A 15,777-nucleotide genomic window follows, 5' to 3' on the forward strand; every position below is an offset into this window, starting at 1 on the left:
TATCGTGTCGGGCCTATCGAATCGGGTTCGCGCAGGCATCTCAGCCCGCGACGCCCTCGCGGCGTGCGGCAACCGCCTGCTCGAGGCGCTCTAGCAGCGGCTTGATGCGCGCATGCTTCATGGTCATCGCCGCCTTGTTGACCACCAGGCGAGTGGAGATCGGCGCGATCAGCTCGCGGGGCTCCATGCCATTGGCGCGCAGGGTATTGCCGGTATCGACGATGTCGACGATCTCGTCGGCCAGGTTCATCAGCGGCGCCAGCTCCATGGCGCCGTAGAGTTTGATCACCTCGGCCTGGATGCCCTGCTCGGCATACCAGCGTCGGGCGACGTTGACGAACTTGGTGGCCACCCGGCGACGCGCACGGGCCGGCTCGGCACCGCTGATGCCGGCGGTCATCAGCCGGCAGCGGGCGATCTCCAGATCCAGCGGCTCGTACAACCCCGCCGCGCCGTGCTCGAGGAGCACGTCCTTGCCGGCCACACCCAGATCGGCGGCACCCAACTGCACATAGGTCGGCACGTCGGTGGCACGGATCACCACCAGCTTGACGTCGGGCAGGTTGGTATCGAACAGCAGCTTGCGACTCTTGCCCAGGTCCTCCGCGGGCTCGACACCGGCATCGGCCAGCAGCGGCAGGGTCTCGTCCAGGATACGGCCCTTGGAGAGGGCCAGGATCAGTTGTTTGCTCATGCTCTCGCCTTGGTCAGGATGCAGGCTAGCCCGGTACGCGACGGATCCGTGCGCCCAGCAGCTGCAGCTTCTCCTCGATGCACTCGTAGCCGCGATCGATATGATAGATGCGGTCGACCAGGGTCTCCCCCTCGGCCATCATCGCCGCAATCACCAGCGACGCCGAGGCGCGCAGGTCGGTGGCCATCACCGGGGCACCGGAGAGCCGCTCGACCCCCTCGATCACCGCGGTATTGCCCTCCAGGGCGATCTTCGCCCCCATGCGATTGAGCTCCTGGACGTGCATGAAGCGGTTCTCGAAGATGGTCTCCACCACCCGGGAGCTGCCCTCGGCCACCGCGTTCATGGCCACGAACTGGGCCTGCATGTCGGTGGGAAAGGCCGGATAGGGTGCAGTCCGGATATTCACCGGCCGCGGCCGCTTGCCGTGCATGTCCAGCTCGATCCAGTCATCACCGGTGGTGATCTCGGCACCGGCCTCCTCGAGCTTGGCCAGCACCGCCTCGAGGATATCGGCGCGGGTGCGGCGCACCCGGACGCGTCCGCGCGAGAGCGCGGCGGCGACCAGGAAGGTGCCGGTCTCGATGCGGTCGGGCATCACGTCATGGTAGGCGCCATGCAGGCGCTCCACCCCCTCGATGGTGATGGTATCGGTGCCATGACCGCGAATGTTGGCCCCCATCTTGATCAGCAGCTCGGCCAGGTCAACCACCTCAGGCTCACGGGCGGCATTCTCGAGCACCGTGGTGCCCTCGGCCAGTGCCGCCGCCATCAGCAGGTTCTCGGTGCCGGTGACGGTGACGGTATCGAAGAAGATGGTGGCGCCCTTCAGACGGCCCTCGACCCGGGCGCGGATATAGCCGCCCTCGACGCGGATCTCCGCGCCCATGGCCTCCAGGCCGCGCAGGTGCAGGTCCACCGGACGCGAGCCGATGGCACAGCCGCCGGGCAGGGAGACGTCGGCGTGGCCGAAGTGGGCCAGCAGCGGGCCCAGCACCAGGATCGAGGCACGCATCTTCTTGACCAGCTCGTAGGGGGCATCGCAGTGCTTCACCTGGGAGCCGTCGAGCTGGATGGTCATCTTCTCGCCCATCACCGGCTCCACCCCCAGATGCCCAAGCAGCTCCAGGGTGGTGGTGATGTCCTGCAGGTGCGGCAGGTTGCCGATGGTCACCGGCTCGTCGGCCAGCAGCGTGGCACACAGGATGGGCAGGGCGGCATTCTTGGCGCCGCTGGCCCAGACCTCGCCATCGACCGGCCCATTGCCGGTAATGATCAATTTGTCCATGGAGGATTGGGGTCTCAGACGCCGGGATTCTCCGGCGCGCCTTGCCACTGCGCCGGGGTATAGGTCTTGATGCTCACCGCGTGCAGCGCACCGGAGGCGATCTCGTCGGAGAGCGCGCCATAGATCAGCTGCTGGCGTTTGACCGGCGACAGACCTTCGAAGAGCTCGCCCACGGCCACCACCTGGAAATTGCAGCCCTCGCCCTGGATATGGAAATCGCAGCCGTCGATACGCGACTCGAGCAGCCCCTTGACGTCACTGGGTTGCATGGTGAGGCACTCCTTGTAGTACTGAAATGAAAGCGCTGAAACGGGTCCGTCGACGACAGCCACCTCGTCGTCGACAGGCAATAGGGATGACCCATGGTAATGAAAAGCATCGCGCTTGGCGATTGCCCCGGCTACTCCCCCGCCGCCTCCAGTGGCAGCAGGCGCTCGAGGCCGGCCAGATCGGTGAGGCGCGAGAGGGACGCCGAAAGGTGCACCCGTTCCAGGGCGAGCCCGGCACGGCTAGCCGCACGGGCCCACTCCAGCAGCACGCTTAGTGCCGCACTGCTGACGCCGGCGACACCACGCAGGTCGAAGCTCACCGTCTCGCCCGAGTGGCGCTGCGCGAGCCAGCGACTGCCCGCCTCGGCGAGCTCGGCGGCATGCTCGAAGCCCACTTCACCACACACCACCAGGCATTCGGGCTGGGCCTCCAGGCGCAGGCCGTCGCGTGCCAGCAGGTCGCTCACGCGCCCTGCTCCAGCTCCTCGACACCCACCTCGGGCGCCCAGCCATCGATCACGGCGTCGTAGTCACGCGCATTGTCGCGCATCGCCTGATCGAACTGGTTGCGGAAGGTCAGCCCCAGGTTGATGCCGTTGACGATGACATTGACCACCCGCCACTCGCCACCGGTCAGGCGCAGGGAGTAGCTGACCGGGTAGACGGTGCCATCCTCGGCCACCACTTCCATGTCGACGCTGGCCTGGTCCTCGTGGCGCTGGGCCCGCTGGGTATCGAGCACACGCAGGTCGCGATAGTCGAAGGTCACCAGTCCCTTGGCGTAGGTATCGATCAGAGTCTGGCGGAAGGTGTCGACGAAGCGCGAACGCTGCTGCGGCGTGGCGTTGGCGAAATAGCGCCCCATAACGCTGGCGCCGATGTAACGGAAGTCGGCGATATCATCGAGGCTGTCGTCGACCAGCGCCTCGAGTTCATCCATGTTCTCCGCAAAGTGGTCACGCCGGCCCTCGATCTTGCCGGTCAGCGTCTCGACGCTGTGGCGGATAACTTCATCAGGGCTACGCTCGGGGGCGGCCTGTACGGTCAGGCTGAACAGCAGGCTCAGCAGCAACGTTGCCAGGGCCAGGGGATAACGGATCATGATCAACGTCTCCATGTCGGGGTCGATGAAAGGTCGGCTAAGACCAGGCGATCGGCGCCTAGTCGCTGACCATGTTTGACACGAACTGCTGGATGAGTTCTTCAAGCACCAGGGCCGACTGGGTGTCACGGATAGTATCGCCGTCGGCCAGGGCCTCGGGGTCGCCGCCCACGGACAGCCCCACGTACTGCTCGCCGAGCAGGCCCGAGGTCAGGATCGCCGCGGTGGTATCCCGGGAGAGCTGCCCCTCCAGCTCGTCGTCAAGCTCGAGCACCACCCGGGCATCGTACCAGTCGGTATCGAGCTCGATGGCCGCCACACGCCCCACGGTAACGCCGGCCATGGTGACCCGCGCCCGCGTCTTGAGGCCGCCGATATTGGCGAAGTTAGCCTCCAGTCGGAAGGTATCGCTGGGGGCCTGCATGGTCAGGCCACTGACCCGCAGGCCGAGGAACACCAGCCCGAGGATACCGGCAAGCATGAACAACCCGACCCCCAGCTCCATGGTTTTGCTGCGCTTCATCTAGTATCTCCACACATCAGGGCGATCGTTCGCCGCTCAGGCGAGTCCGCCGAACATCACGGCGGTCAGCACGAAATCGAGGCCGAGCACGGCCAGCGAGGAATAGACCACGGTACGGGTGGTGGCCCGCGAGATGCCCTCCGAGGTGGGCACCAGATCATAGCCCTGGAAGACCGCGATCCAGGTCACCACCACGGCAAACACCAAGCTCTTGATGATGCCGTTGCCCACGTCGTCGATGAAGTCGACGCTGGCCTGCATGTTGGACCAGTAGGAGCCCTCGAAGACGCCCAGCCAGTCGACGCCGACCAGGTAACCACCGTAGATGCCCACCACACCGAAGCCCACGGTAAGCAGCGGAAGGGCCACGAAGCCCGCCCACAGCCGCGGCGCCACCACCCGGCGCAGCGGGTCGACGCCGATCATCTCCATGCTGGTCAGTTGCTCGGTCGCCTTCATCAGGCCGATCTCGGCGGTCAGTGCCGAGCCGGCACGTCCGGCGAACAGCAGCGCCGCCACCACCGGGGCGAGCTCGCGCAGCAGCGATAGTGCCACCATCTGGCCCAACGCATCCTCGGCGCCGAAGTCGACCAGGATGGTATAGCCCTGCAGCGACAGCACCATGCCGATGAACAGCCCCGAGACCAGCACGATGGCCAGCGACAGCACGCCGACGAAGTGCATCTGGCGCACCCAGAGGTAGAGCCCCTCGCGACTCGGCAGCCCCACTGCGGACTGGGTGAGGAAGATACCGGCACGACCGAAGGCCTCGAGCAGGTCACAGCCGCGGCGCCCCAGGCGACGGATTCGCTGGATCATCGTGGACCTCCCGGGCTGAGCATGTCGGCGACGAAGTCCACCGCCGGATAGTGGAAGGGCACCGGCCCATCCGGTTCGCCGTGGACGAACTGGCTGACCCGGGGATCCTGGTCCACATCGAGGCTTTTGGGTGTGCCGTGGGCCATCACCTGGCCGTCGGCGATCACGTAGACATAGTCGGCGATGGTCAGGGTCTCCTTGATGTCGTGGGAGACCACGATGGAGGTCAGCCCCAGCGCCTGATTAAGACGCTTGATCAGCTGCACCAGCACGCCCATGGAGATCGGGTCCTGTCCGACGAACGGCTCGTCATAGAGGATCAGTTCGGGATCCAGGGCGATGGCCCTGGCCAGGGCCACGCGGCGTGCCATGCCCCCGGAGAGCTCAGCGGGCATCAGCTCCCGGGCACCACGCAGGCCAACCGCCTCGAGCTTCATCAGCACCAGGTCGCGGACCATGGTGCCAGGCAGGTCGGTATGCACCCGCAGCGGGAAGGCCACGTTCTCGAACACGCTGAGGTCGGAGAACAGCGCCCCGCTCTGGAACAGCATGCCCATGCGCTGGCGCATGGCAAACAGCGCCTTACGCGACTGGCGGTGCACATCCTGGCCCTCGATCAGCACCCGTCCGGCGTCGGGCAGCAGCTGCCCGCCGATCAACTTGAGCAGGGTGGTCTTGCCACTGCCGCTGGGGCCCATGATGGCGGTGATACCGCCACGCTGGATCGTCATGTCGACGCCGCGGAAGATCTCCTTGTCGCCACGCGCAAAATGCAGCCCCTCCACCACCACGAAGGGAGTGTCACTCATCGGCTCAGCCATCCCAGTAAAATTATCGAACATCGTATCCTAACTGCCCGACCAGGCGCTAGCCCGATGCCGCTCGGCGGCTTGCACCACTCCTGACCAACACGTTTAATGGCGCCTTTCCGAAACTGACCACCGTAACGAGCCGATATCCCATGCTGCTACCCTTGATTGCCGTGCTGCTGGGTCTTGTCGCCCTGCTGTGGAGCGCCGACCACTTCGTCGGCGCGGCGGCCGCCACCGCCCGCCGCGCCGGCATGAGCACCATGCTAGTGGGCATGACCATCGTCGCCCTGGGCACCTCGGCCCCGGAGATCGTGGTGTCGCTGATGGCCTCCCTGGATGGCATCCCCGACCTGGCCACCGGCAACGCCCTGGGCTCCAACATCGCCAATATCGGGCTGGTACTGGGCATCACCGCTCTGGTGGTACCCATCCCGGTACGCTTCTCCATCGTGCGCCGCGAGCTGCCCCTGCTGCTCGGCGCCACCGGCCTGGCCGGCTACGCCCTGGCCAACGGCCACCTGGGACGGATGGATGCCGCGCTGCTCATCGCCCTGCTGCTGTTCAGCCTGTGGTGGCTGTTTCGTGCCGACACTCCGGACGCCAAGGAGGAAGTGGCAGGCGAGATACCCGACATGACTCTGGCTCGCGCCCTGCTGTGGCTGGTGGTGACACTCGCGGTGATGGTGGCCGGCTCCCGCGGCCTGGTGTGGGGGGCCAGCGAACTCGCCCGCAGCATGGGGATCAGCGAGCTGGTCATCGGCCTGACCATCGTCGCCATCGGCACCAGCCTTCCGGAGCTGGTGGCCTGCGTGGCAAGCGCCCTCAAGCGTCACCACGATCTGGCCATCGGCAATATCATCGGCTCCAACCTCTTCAACCTGTTGGCGGTGCTGCCGGTACCCGGCCTGCTTGCGCCGGGCCCGACCGACCCCGCCGCCGGCGAGCGTGACTATCCCCTGCTCCTGGTGCTGACCTTGGTGCTCGGCGCCCTGCTGCTGTGGCATCGCCGCAACCACCTGGGCCGGCTCCCCGGCGCGGCACTGACCGCCAGCTACTTCGGCTACCTGATCTGGCTCGGCATGGCCAGTCTGGGCGGTGGCTCTTGAGTGAACCCCTCGAACAGGCAACAATCGTCGCCATGACATCCGATACCCCCTCGGCCGGCTCGGCCCTCCGTGACAGCGCCCGACGCACCCTGCACCTCGAGCAGCAGGCCATTGGCGCCTTGGTGGCGCGCCTCGACGACGCCTTCGACCGTGCCTGCGAGCTGATCCTGGCCTGCCGCGGCCGCGTGGTGGTCACCGGCATGGGCAAGTCGGGGCATATCGCCGGCAAGATCGCCGCCACCCTGGCCAGTACCGGCACGCCGGCTTTCTTCGTGCACCCCGGCGAGGCCAGCCACGGCGACCTCGGCATGATCACCCCCGGTGACGTGGTGCTGGCGCTCTCCAACTCGGGTGAGACCGCCGAGGTGACCGCCCTGCTGCCGCTGCTCAAGCGCATGAAGGTACCGCTGATCAGCATGACCGGCCGCCCCGCATCGAGCCTGGCCCGCCATGCCGAGGCACACCTCGATACCGGGGTCGAGCGGGAGGCCTGCCCTCTCGACCTGGCCCCCACCGCCTCGACTACTGCGGCCCTGGCCATGGGCGATGCCCTGGCCGTGGCGCTGCTCGAGTCACGCGGCTTCACCGCCGAGGACTTCGCGCTCTCCCATCCCGGGGGCAGCCTTGGCAAGCGGCTGCTGCTGCGCGTCGGTGACCTGATGCACAGCGGCAGCCGGCTGCCAAGGGTGCCGCTGGGCAGCCCGCTGCGCGATGCCCTACTGGAGATCACCCGCCAGGGGCTGGGGTTCACCTGCGTGGTAGCTCCCGACGGCCGCCTCGCCGGGGTCTACACCGACGGCGACCTGCGCCGCACCTTGGACCAGCACAGCGACCTGACCGACCTGAGCGTGGATGAGGTGATGACCTGCCCCGGCAAGCACGTCTCCCCGGAAACCCTGGCCGCCGAGGCGGTCAGCCTGATGGAAGACCACCGCATCTCCGCCCTGGCCGTGGTCGACGACGAGGGTCGCCCGGTGGGCGCCCTGCATATGCACGACCTACTCGCCAGCGGCGTGATCTGACCTTAACGACACGGAGTCTTCATGACGACCCATACCTCTCTCCTGCAGGATCCGCAGCTCACCGATCGCCTGCGCCGTATCCGCCTGCTGGCACTGGACGTCGATGGCGTGCTCACCGACGGCCAGCTCTATTTCCAGGCCGACGGCATCGAGATCAAGGCCTTCAACGTCCAGGATGGCCACGGCCTCAAGCTGCTCAAGCGTGCCGGCATCCAGGTCGCACTGATCACCGGCCGCGAATCGCCCACGGTGAGTCGCCGCGCCGCTGCCCTGGGCATCCAGCATGTCTTCCAGGGCGTCGAGAAGAAACTGCCGGTCCTGCGTGAGCTAATCGCCCGCCTGGGCCTGGAGTTCGACCAGGTCGCCTACTGCGGCGACGACATGCCCGATGTGGGCGCCATCCGCCGTGCCGGCGTGGGCATCAGCGTCCCCAATGCACCGAGCTATATCCAGAAGCATGCGGACTGGGTTACCGAACGCAGCGGCGGCCAGGGCGCGGCCCGCGAGATCGCCGACACCCTGCTGCGCGCCCAGGGGCACTGGGACGCGGTGATCGACACCTACCTCCACGGGGCCGGCTGAGATCATGGCCCTGCCGCGCCCCGGCTTCCGCACCTGGCTGACCCTGCTGCTGCTGGCGCTGGGCGGAGGCCTGGCGCTGCTCGACCTGCGCGACCCCAGCCCCACCGGCCAGGTACCGCGCGATGCCGCGGGCGAACCCGACTTCTACCTCGAGAATGCGCGCCTCACCCGCTTCGACAGCGGGGGCCGGCCCCACCAGCGGGTGACCACGCCGCGGCTGGTGCATACCCCGGTAGACGACGTGACCCGTCTGGAGACTCCGCTTGCCCGGCTCCACGACCGCGAGGGTCGGCTATGGCTGGCCGAGGCAGACAGCGGCGAGCTGGGGCCGGGGGGCAACCCGCTGCTGCTCGACGGGGACGCCCGCCTGCGCGCCCCCGCCGAGCGCTGGGAGCTCGAGACCGAGACGCTGCATTACGATGCCGACACCGGGCATGCCTGGAGCACCACCCCGGCTACTCTGCGTCAGCCCCCTCAGCGCATGAGCGGTGAGCGTTTCGACGCCTGGCTCCATGACAATCGGGCGCGCCTGACCGACAATGTGCGCGGCCACCATCCGCCCGAGACATCCGAGGAGTCCTCGCCATGAAGCGCCCCCTGCTACCCACGCTGACCTGTGCACTGCTGCTGGCGCTGGCTATCGCCCCGGCCAGTCAGGCTCAAAATCAGGATGCCAATGCCCCCATCCTGGTCGAGGCGGACCGCCTCGATCTCGACGATCGCGCCGGCACCGCCGTGTACACCGGCAACGTGGATATCCGCCAGGGCAGCATGCGCCTGACCGGCAACCGGGTGGAGATCCGCCGCAACGCGGCCGGCGAGCTCTCCCTGGCGACCGCCACCGGTGAACGGGCCTACCTCGAACAGCAGCCCGATCCCGCCGAGCCGGTCGTCAAGGGCTGGGGGCGCACCGTCATCTATCACGTGGCCGAACGGCGCGTGGAGCTGATCGATCGCGCCGAACTCCACCAGGGGGGCGACACCTTCGAGGGCGGCTACCTGGAGTACTTCCTCGACCGCCGCGTGGTGCAGGCACGCGCCGATGGCGAGGGCGTCGAGGGCAGCCAGCGCATCCGCATGACCCTCCAGCCCGAACAGCAGTAAGGACGCCATGAAGACCCTTTACGCCCATCATCTGGCCAAGAGCTACAAGCGCCGTCGCGTGGTGCAGGACATCGGCCTGTCGATCCGCCAGGGCAGCATCGTCGGGCTGCTGGGCCCCAACGGCGCCGGCAAGACCACCTCCTTCTACATGATCGTGGGGCTGGTGCGTGCCGATGCCGGCTCGGTGGCCATCGATGACCTGGACCTCTCCCGGGCCGCCATGCACGAGCGGGCCCGGGCGGGGATCGGCTACCTGCCCCAGGAGGCCTCGATCTTCCGCAAGCTGTCGGTGGCCGACAACATCATGGCCATCCTCGAGACCCGCAAGGACCTCGACCGCGCCGGCCGTCGAGCACGCCTGGAGCAGCTGCTCGAGGAGTTCCATGTCACCCATATCCGCGACAATCTGGGCATGAGTCTCTCCGGTGGCGAGCGGCGCCGGGTGGAGATCGCCAGGGCGCTGGCGACCGAACCCGCCTTCATCTTGCTCGACGAGCCCTTCGCCGGAGTCGACCCGATCTCGGTGGGCGAGATCAAGGGGATCATCCGCCAGCTCAAGGCACGGGATATCGGCGTGCTGATCACCGACCACAACGTCCGCGAGACCCTCGACATCTGCGATACCGCCTATATCGTCGGCGACGGCAAGATCATCGCCGAGGGCGATGCCGAGTCTATCCTCTCCAACCAGAAGGTGCGTGAGGTCTACCTGGGCGAAGACTTCCGCCTCTGACCCCCTGACCGACATAAACCTATAAATATATTCCGGCGTGCTCCGCGCATGGCATGATTATTGCTTGATATCGTGTTGCGCCACGCGACGACAGGCGCTAGGGTAGGGTTTTCCGACACGCCAGGAGGACGCCTGCCATGGCCATGAAGGCATCCCTGCAGCTGCGGGTCGGCACTCAGCTGACCATGACCCCCCAGCTGCAACAGGCCATCGCCCTGCTGCAACTCTCCACCCTGGACCTGCGCCAGGAGATCCAGCAGGCACTGGAGAGCAACCCGCTGCTGGAGCTCGATGACGAGTTCGGGGAGCAGCCCACCCAGGAGCCCGCGGAAGACGACTGGGCCAGCGAAATCCCCGAACAGCTCGCCACCGACAGCGACTGGTCGGACACCTATCAGGATTTGGGCTCACCTGCCGGCGGCGAAGGGCCCGACTTCGAGCGCCAGGCTCAGGGCCAGAGCCTGCACGGCCACCTCGCCTGGCAGCTGGCGATGAGCGACCTCGATCCCCGGGAGCGGCAGATTGCCGAGAGCCTGATCGATGCCGTCAACGATGCCGGCTACCTGGCCGCCCCGCTCGACGAGATCCGTGATGGCCTGAGGCAACAGGGACTCGCCGACCTGCGCAACCAGGAGATGGAGCAGGTCTTGCTGCGCCTGCAGCAGTTCGAACCCACCGGCATCTTCGCCCGCGACCTGCGCGAATGCCTGCAGCTGCAGCTCGCCCTGCTCCCCGACAACACCCCGCACCTGCCCCAGGCGCGGCGCCTGGTACGCCAGTTCCTCGAGGCCCTGGCCGGTGGCGACCGACGCCTGCTCAAGCGCCGCCTGGGACTGGACGATGAGGCGCTTGACGCGACCATCGCCCTGGTGCGTGGCCTGGACCCGCGCCCCGGCAGCGCCTATGCCAGCGTGACCGACGACTATGTGATACCCGACCTGATCGCCTTCCACGACCGCCATGGCTGGCACGTCGAGCTCAACCCCGAGGCCCTGCCCCGACTGCGCGTCCAGCCCGACTACGCGGCGCTGGTGCGCCGCGCCGACAAGAGCGACGACAACCAGTTCCTGAAGGATCACCTTCAGGAGGCGCGCTGGCTGATGAAGAGCCTGACCAGTCGCAACGACACCCTGCTGCGCGTCGGTCGCGAGATCCTGGCCCGCCAGCTCGACTTCCTCGAATGCGGCGAGGAGGCGATGAAGCCGCTGATCCTGGCCGATATCGCCCAGGCGGTGGAGATGCACGAGTCAACCATCTCCAGGGTCACCACCCAGAAGTTCATCCATACGCCCCGCGGGGTGTTCGAACTCAAGTACTTCTTCTCCAGCCAAGTCCGCGGCGAAGGCGATGGCGACGCCCACTCCAGCACCGCCATCCGCGCTCGCATCCGCAAGCTCATCCAGGAGGAGCCGCCACGCAAGCCGCTCTCCGACAGCAAGCTGGTCACCCTGCTCGACGAGGCCGGCATCCAGGTCGCACGCCGTACCGTGGCCAAGTACCGCGAGGCCATGGGCATCCCCTCCTCCAGCGAACGCAAGCGGCTGGCATGACACCGCGCGGCGCCGCACCGTGGCGCTCCAGAGATTACCCGGGAAGCCATGGGAATCCCCTCCTCCAGTGAATGCAAGCGGCTGGCATGACCCGCGTCATCACCGGCATCCAGAGCGTCGGCACGGGGGGTATGCAAGGCTGGAAAAAGGGTTACAATCGAAGCACAACCAACGAGCAAGGAGCGTGTCATGCAAGTCAACATCACCGGCCATCATGTGGAACTGACCGATGCCCTGCGTGACTATGTCAACGAGAAGCTGACTCGCGTAGAGCGCCACTACGACAACATCACCAACGTGCAGGTGACCCTGTCGGTGGAGAAGGAGCGCCAGTCAGCCGCCTGCACCCTGCACGCTGCCGGTGCCGACCTGCATGCCGAAGCTCAGGAGAACGACATGTACGCCGCCATCGATGCCCTGGCAGACAAGCTGGACCGCCAGCTGGTCAAGCACAAGGAAAAGGCCCAGGCCCGCGCCCAGGGCGCCGGCGCTCGCTGAGCCCACGATGTCGTCCCTCGAAACCATCCTCCCCCCGGAGCGCACCCTCTTCGATGTGCCCGGGGGAAGCAAGAAGCGGGTGCTGGAGTTCTTCAGCACCTTCATTGCCCAGAACACTCCCAGCCTCGACAGCCAGGAGGTGTTCGCGCGCCTGATTGCCCGCGAACGCCTCGGCAGTACCGGGATCGGCAACGGCGTGGCCATCCCGCATGCCCGCAGCCCCCACTGCAAGGCCCCCATCGCTGGCTTCCTCAAGCTGGCCGAGCCGGTGGATTTCGACGCCATCGACGGTGAGCCCGTCGACCTGGTGTTCGTGCTGCTGGTGCCCGAGGAGGCCGATGCCGCCCACCTGACCCTGCTGGCCCAGGTGGCAAGCATCATGAACGATGTCGACACCCGGACTCGCCTGCGCCGCTGCGCCAGCCAGCGAGAACTCCACGAGGGCCTTATCGAGGCCATCCGACGACAGGGCTGAGCAACCGCTCGGCCAGGACGACCAGGAGATCCCCCCATGCAGCTCGTGATCATCAGCGGCCGTTCCGGCTCGGGCAAGTCGATCGCGCTGCAGGCCCTGGAGGATCTCGGCTACTACGCCATCGACAACCTGCCGGCCATGCTGCTCGGCTCACTGGTCGACGAGCTGGGCAACCCCGAGTCTCCGCGCTCCTCCATCGCCGTCAGCATCGACGCCCGCAACCTGCCCCAGGCCCTCAAGCGCTTCCCCAGCCTGCTCGAGGAGGTGCGTGAACGCGGCATCGATTGCCAGGTGATCTACCTCACCACTGACGCGCGCATCCTGATCGAGCGCTACTCTGCCACCCGGCGCCGCCACCCCCTCACCCGCGGCAGCGAAATGACGCTGGCCGAGGCGATCGACTCCGAGGAGCAGGCGCTGGCCGAGATCCGCGACCTGGCCGACCTGGTGATCGACACCTCACGGCTGTCGGTGCACGAACTCCGCGGCCGCATCGCCGACCAGGTGGCCCGGCACCGTCCCGAGCAGCTGACCCTGACCGTGGAATCCTTCGGCTTCAAGCGGGGCGTGCCCCTCGATGCCGACCTGGTGTTCGATGCCCGCTGCCTGCCCAATCCCTACTGGGACCCGCGCCTGAGGCCGTTCACCGGCCAGGACCCCGAGATCATCGCCTTCCTCGAGGGCTACCCCCTAGTCCAGGCGATGCTCGAGGATATCCACGCCTGGCTGACCCGCTGGCTACCCAGCTACGAGGCCAGCCATCGCAGCTACCTGACCGTGGCCATCGGCTGCACCGGCGGACAGCATCGCTCGGTCTATATCGCCGAACGGCTGGCGATGCAGCTGGCACAGAGCCAGACCCATGTACGCCTGCGCCACCGCGAGCTGGGCACCCAGGACACCCTTCCCGGCCCCGACGCCACACCTCATCAAGGAAGTTGAGCGTGCCGCAACGCAAGCTGACCCTGACCAACAAGCGTGGGCTCCACGCCCGTGCCGCCACCAAGCTGGTGCAGTGCTGCCAGCCCTTCGACGCACGCATCCGCGTGACCAATGGCGCCATGCAGGGCGAGGCAGACAACATCATGTCGCTGCTGATGCTCGCCGCCCCCTGCGGCACCGAACTCACCGTCAGCGCCGAGGGGGAGGATGCCGAGGCGGCCCTCGACGCCGTGCAGGCGCTGTTCGAGGCCCGCTTCGACGAGGATGACTAGCTGCCGGCCACGGTCATCTCGTCGATCAGCCAGCTGCCGGTATGAATGCTTCCGCGGGTGTCGATATCGCTGCCCACGCCGGCCAGTCCGCGGAACATCGCCTCCAGGTTACCGGCAATAGTGAACTCCTCCACCGGGTACTGGACCCTCCCGTTCTCCACCCAGAAGCCTGCCGCGCCGCGCGAGTAGTCACCGGTGACAGCATTGACGCCCTGCCCCATCAGCTCGGTGACCAGTACCCCGCGCCCCATGCGGGCGAGCAGCTCGTCGCGTGAGGCCAGCGGCGCCGCGATGCGCAGGTTGCGGGCTCCGCCGGCATTGGCGGTGGTCTGCATGCCGAGGCGTCGCGCACTGTAGGCCGAGAGCATGTAGCTGGCCAAGCGCCCATTCTCGACAAAGACATTGTCGCGGGTCTGCACGCCGTCGTTGTCGAAGGGCGAGCTGGCCATGGCGCCGATCTCCATGGGCTTCTCCTGCAGGCTGAACCACTCGGGGAAGAGCACATCACCGAGGCGGTCGCAGAGGAAGGAGGACTGGCGGAACAGTGCACCGCCGGCGATGGCCCCCATCAGCGAGCCGACCAGGCCCGCAGCCAGGTTGGGGTCGAAGAGTACCGGCATGCGCCCGGTGGCCGGCCGCCGGGCGCCGAGGCGCCGCAGGGTGTGCTCGGCGGCGCTCTCGCCAACGCGCTCGGGAGCCAGCAGGTCGCGGGGGTTCCGGGCGCTGGTGAAGTCGTAGTCGCGCTGCATGCCGGCGGCGTCCTCGGCGATCAGCATGCAGGAGAGGGAGTGACGGCTGCCGCACTGGCTGCCCAGGAAACCGTGACTGTTGGCATAGACCCGCACCCCCTCGCCGCTGGAGAGCGAGGCCCCGTCGGAGCTCTTGATTCCCGCCTTGCCGCGACCGGCGGCCTCGCAGGCCAGTGCCAGGTCGATCGCCTCCTCGGTGGTCAGCGGCCAGGGGTGGTGCACGTCGAGATCCGGCAGGTGGGTGGCCATCAGCTCGGGGTCGGCGAGGCCGGCGGCGGGATCCTCGCCGGTGTAGCGGGCGATGGCGATGGCCTTCTCAACCACGGCACGAATGGAGGCCTCTCCGGCGTCGGTGGAGGAGGCACTGCCCTTGCGCTGCCCGAGATAGACGGTCACCGCGATGCCCTGGTCACGAGAGAGCTCGACGGTCTCCACTTCCCCTTCGCGCACGCTGACACCGACGCCCTGGTCGACGCTGGCGCCCACTTCGCAGGCGTCGGCACCGAGCTTGCGGGCCAGCTCCACGGCCTGTCGGGAACGGCTCTCCAGCTGGATCTGCTGGGCGGCGGCATCGAAAGCCTGAGTCATCTCTATCCTCCTTCGGCGGACCCAGAGGCCGCGCCTGTGATGTTCATTCTCAGCCCGGTGTAGCGGGCTGGTATACTGTCGGGACACCCAGCCCCCAACCGATGGAAGCGGCATGTCCCAGGAATCTCCCCGCGAGCTGCTCGACCAGATCCTTCAGCAGCCGGACAACGACGAACGCCCCAGCAAGTCCCAGCTCAAGCGCGAGATGCAGGCGCTGCAGACGCTGGGCGAACAGATCATCGCCATGACACCCGGCGAGCGGGCGCGCTTTCCGCTCTCCGACGACATGCTCGCCGCGGTGGAAGAGACCACGCGCATCCGCTCCCACGAGGGGCGACGCCGCCATATGCAGTACATCGGCAAGTTGATGCGTCGCGAGGACCTCGAGGCGATCCGGGCCGTCCACGACGAGATCGAGCAGGAGACGCTGCGCCGCGACCACGCCTTCCATCGCCTCGAGAAGTGGCGTGACCGCCTCGTCGACGAGGGCGACGCCGCAGTGGAGGCCTTCGTGGCCGACTACCCCGACGCCGACCGCCAGGCCCTGCGCCAGCTGATCCGCAATGCCCAGCGCGAGCGCGAGCGGGGCAAGCCCCCGGCCAGCGCCCGCAAGCTGTTCAAGCTGATCCGCGATACCGCGGGGCTGTAG

21 protein-coding genes are annotated in these 15,777 nt (G+C 67.3%); 12 read left to right on the forward strand and 9 right to left on the reverse strand.

Features of this window, described 5'->3' with window-relative positions:
- Positions 1-40: 40 nt before the first annotated feature.
- From hisG to ACJ7IV_RS10310, 8 genes are all read right to left on the reverse strand, one after another.
- Entirely contained in the window at positions 41-694 is a 654-nt protein-coding gene (hisG, locus tag ACJ7IV_RS10275; RefSeq protein WP_483864301.1) for an ATP phosphoribosyltransferase, read from the reverse strand.
- A gap of 25 nt (positions 695-719) precedes the next feature.
- Positions 720-1,982: a UDP-N-acetylglucosamine 1-carboxyvinyltransferase gene (gene murA / locus ACJ7IV_RS10280; protein ID WP_483864302.1), complete on the reverse strand. Its 1,263-nt coding sequence runs from the start codon at positions 1,980-1,982 to the stop codon at positions 720-722.
- Between the two features lie 14 nt (positions 1,983-1,996).
- The gene (locus ACJ7IV_RS10285) at positions 1,997-2,251 is read right to left on the reverse strand and encodes a BolA family protein (RefSeq protein ID WP_483864303.1); all 255 of its coding nucleotides are present in this window, start codon (positions 2,249-2,251) and stop codon (positions 1,997-1,999) included.
- 131 nt (positions 2,252-2,382) lie between these two features.
- Positions 2,383-2,718, reverse strand: a complete 336-nt coding sequence (locus ACJ7IV_RS10290) for an STAS domain-containing protein (RefSeq protein ID WP_483864304.1) — start codon at positions 2,716-2,718, stop codon at positions 2,383-2,385.
- Positions 2,715-3,353 carry an MlaC/ttg2D family ABC transporter substrate-binding protein gene (locus ACJ7IV_RS10295; protein WP_483864305.1) on the reverse strand — a complete coding sequence of 213 codons (639 nt, stop codon included), beginning with the start codon at positions 3,351-3,353 and terminating at the stop codon, positions 2,715-2,717. The genes ACJ7IV_RS10290 and ACJ7IV_RS10295 overlap by 4 nt, the downstream gene beginning before the upstream one ends.
- A gap of 58 nt (positions 3,354-3,411) precedes the next feature.
- A complete protein-coding gene (gene mlaD / locus ACJ7IV_RS10300) occupies positions 3,412-3,876 on the reverse strand; it encodes an outer membrane lipid asymmetry maintenance protein MlaD (protein ID WP_483864306.1) in 465 nt (154 codons plus the stop codon).
- Between the two features lie 36 nt (positions 3,877-3,912).
- Positions 3,913-4,695, reverse strand: a complete 783-nt coding sequence (mlaE, locus tag ACJ7IV_RS10305) for a lipid asymmetry maintenance ABC transporter permease subunit MlaE (protein ID WP_483864307.1) — start codon at positions 4,693-4,695, stop codon at positions 3,913-3,915.
- Positions 4,692-5,504 carry an ABC transporter ATP-binding protein gene (locus ACJ7IV_RS10310; protein WP_483864308.1) on the reverse strand — a complete coding sequence of 271 codons (813 nt, stop codon included), beginning with the start codon at positions 5,502-5,504 and terminating at the stop codon, positions 4,692-4,694. The genes mlaE and ACJ7IV_RS10310 overlap by 4 nt, the downstream gene beginning before the upstream one ends.
- Positions 5,505-5,656: 152 nt before the next feature.
- Here ACJ7IV_RS10310 and ACJ7IV_RS10315 point away from each other — a divergent pair, with 152 nt between their 5' ends.
- The 11 genes from ACJ7IV_RS10315 to ACJ7IV_RS10365 all read left to right on the forward strand — a co-directional run bounded on the left by ACJ7IV_RS10315 (position 5,657) and on the right by ACJ7IV_RS10365 (position 13,791).
- Complete coding sequence (locus ACJ7IV_RS10315) at positions 5,657-6,613, forward strand: calcium/sodium antiporter (protein ID WP_483864309.1); 957 nt, start codon at positions 5,657-5,659, stop codon at positions 6,611-6,613.
- 32 nt (positions 6,614-6,645) lie between these two features.
- Positions 6,646-7,635 (forward strand): KpsF/GutQ family sugar-phosphate isomerase, encoded by a 990-nt coding sequence (locus tag ACJ7IV_RS10320; RefSeq protein WP_483864310.1) that lies wholly within the window; start codon positions 6,646-6,648, stop codon positions 7,633-7,635.
- A 21-nt stretch (positions 7,636-7,656) separates the two neighbouring features.
- A complete protein-coding gene (locus ACJ7IV_RS10325) occupies positions 7,657-8,217 on the forward strand; it encodes a KdsC family phosphatase (protein WP_483864311.1) in 561 nt (186 codons plus the stop codon).
- 4 nt (positions 8,218-8,221) lie between these two features.
- Entirely contained in the window at positions 8,222-8,806 is a 585-nt protein-coding gene (lptC, locus tag ACJ7IV_RS10330; protein WP_483864312.1) for an LPS export ABC transporter periplasmic protein LptC, read from the forward strand.
- Complete coding sequence (gene lptA / locus ACJ7IV_RS10335; RefSeq protein WP_483864313.1) at positions 8,803-9,321, forward strand: lipopolysaccharide transport periplasmic protein LptA; 519 nt, start codon at positions 8,803-8,805, stop codon at positions 9,319-9,321. The genes lptC and lptA overlap by 4 nt, the downstream gene beginning before the upstream one ends.
- A gap of 7 nt (positions 9,322-9,328) precedes the next feature.
- On the forward strand, positions 9,329-10,054 hold the full coding sequence (lptB, locus tag ACJ7IV_RS10340) for an LPS export ABC transporter ATP-binding protein (protein ID WP_483864314.1): 726 nt from the start codon (positions 9,329-9,331) through the stop codon (positions 10,052-10,054).
- Positions 10,055-10,191: 137 nt separating this feature from the next.
- Entirely contained in the window at positions 10,192-11,604 is a 1,413-nt protein-coding gene (locus ACJ7IV_RS10345) for an RNA polymerase factor sigma-54 (protein ID WP_483864315.1), read from the forward strand.
- 189 nt (positions 11,605-11,793) lie between these two features.
- Positions 11,794-12,102, forward strand: a complete 309-nt coding sequence (hpf, locus tag ACJ7IV_RS10350; RefSeq protein ID WP_213313052.1) for a ribosome hibernation-promoting factor, HPF/YfiA family — start codon at positions 11,794-11,796, stop codon at positions 12,100-12,102.
- A 7-nt stretch (positions 12,103-12,109) separates the two neighbouring features.
- Positions 12,110-12,577, forward strand: a complete 468-nt coding sequence (gene ptsN, locus ACJ7IV_RS10355; protein ID WP_483864316.1) for a PTS IIA-like nitrogen regulatory protein PtsN — start codon at positions 12,110-12,112, stop codon at positions 12,575-12,577.
- A gap of 36 nt (positions 12,578-12,613) precedes the next feature.
- Positions 12,614-13,519, forward strand: a complete 906-nt coding sequence (gene rapZ, locus ACJ7IV_RS10360) for an RNase adapter RapZ (RefSeq protein WP_483864317.1) — start codon at positions 12,614-12,616, stop codon at positions 13,517-13,519.
- 2 nt (positions 13,520-13,521) lie between these two features.
- Complete coding sequence (locus ACJ7IV_RS10365; RefSeq protein WP_483864318.1) at positions 13,522-13,791, forward strand: HPr family phosphocarrier protein; 270 nt, start codon at positions 13,522-13,524, stop codon at positions 13,789-13,791.
- Here ACJ7IV_RS10365 and pmbA read toward each other — a convergent pair.
- On the reverse strand, positions 13,788-15,128 hold the full coding sequence (pmbA, locus tag ACJ7IV_RS10370) for a metalloprotease PmbA (protein ID WP_483864319.1): 1,341 nt from the start codon (positions 15,126-15,128) through the stop codon (positions 13,788-13,790). The genes ACJ7IV_RS10365 and pmbA overlap by 4 nt on opposite strands.
- A 112-nt stretch (positions 15,129-15,240) precedes the next feature.
- Here pmbA and yjgA point away from each other — a divergent pair, with 112 nt between their 5' ends.
- The gene (gene yjgA / locus ACJ7IV_RS10375) at positions 15,241-15,777 is read left to right on the forward strand and encodes a ribosome biogenesis factor YjgA (protein ID WP_161432411.1); all 537 of its coding nucleotides are present in this window, start codon (positions 15,241-15,243) and stop codon (positions 15,775-15,777) included.

Source organism: Halomonas sp. C10-5, from assembly GCF_057169305.1.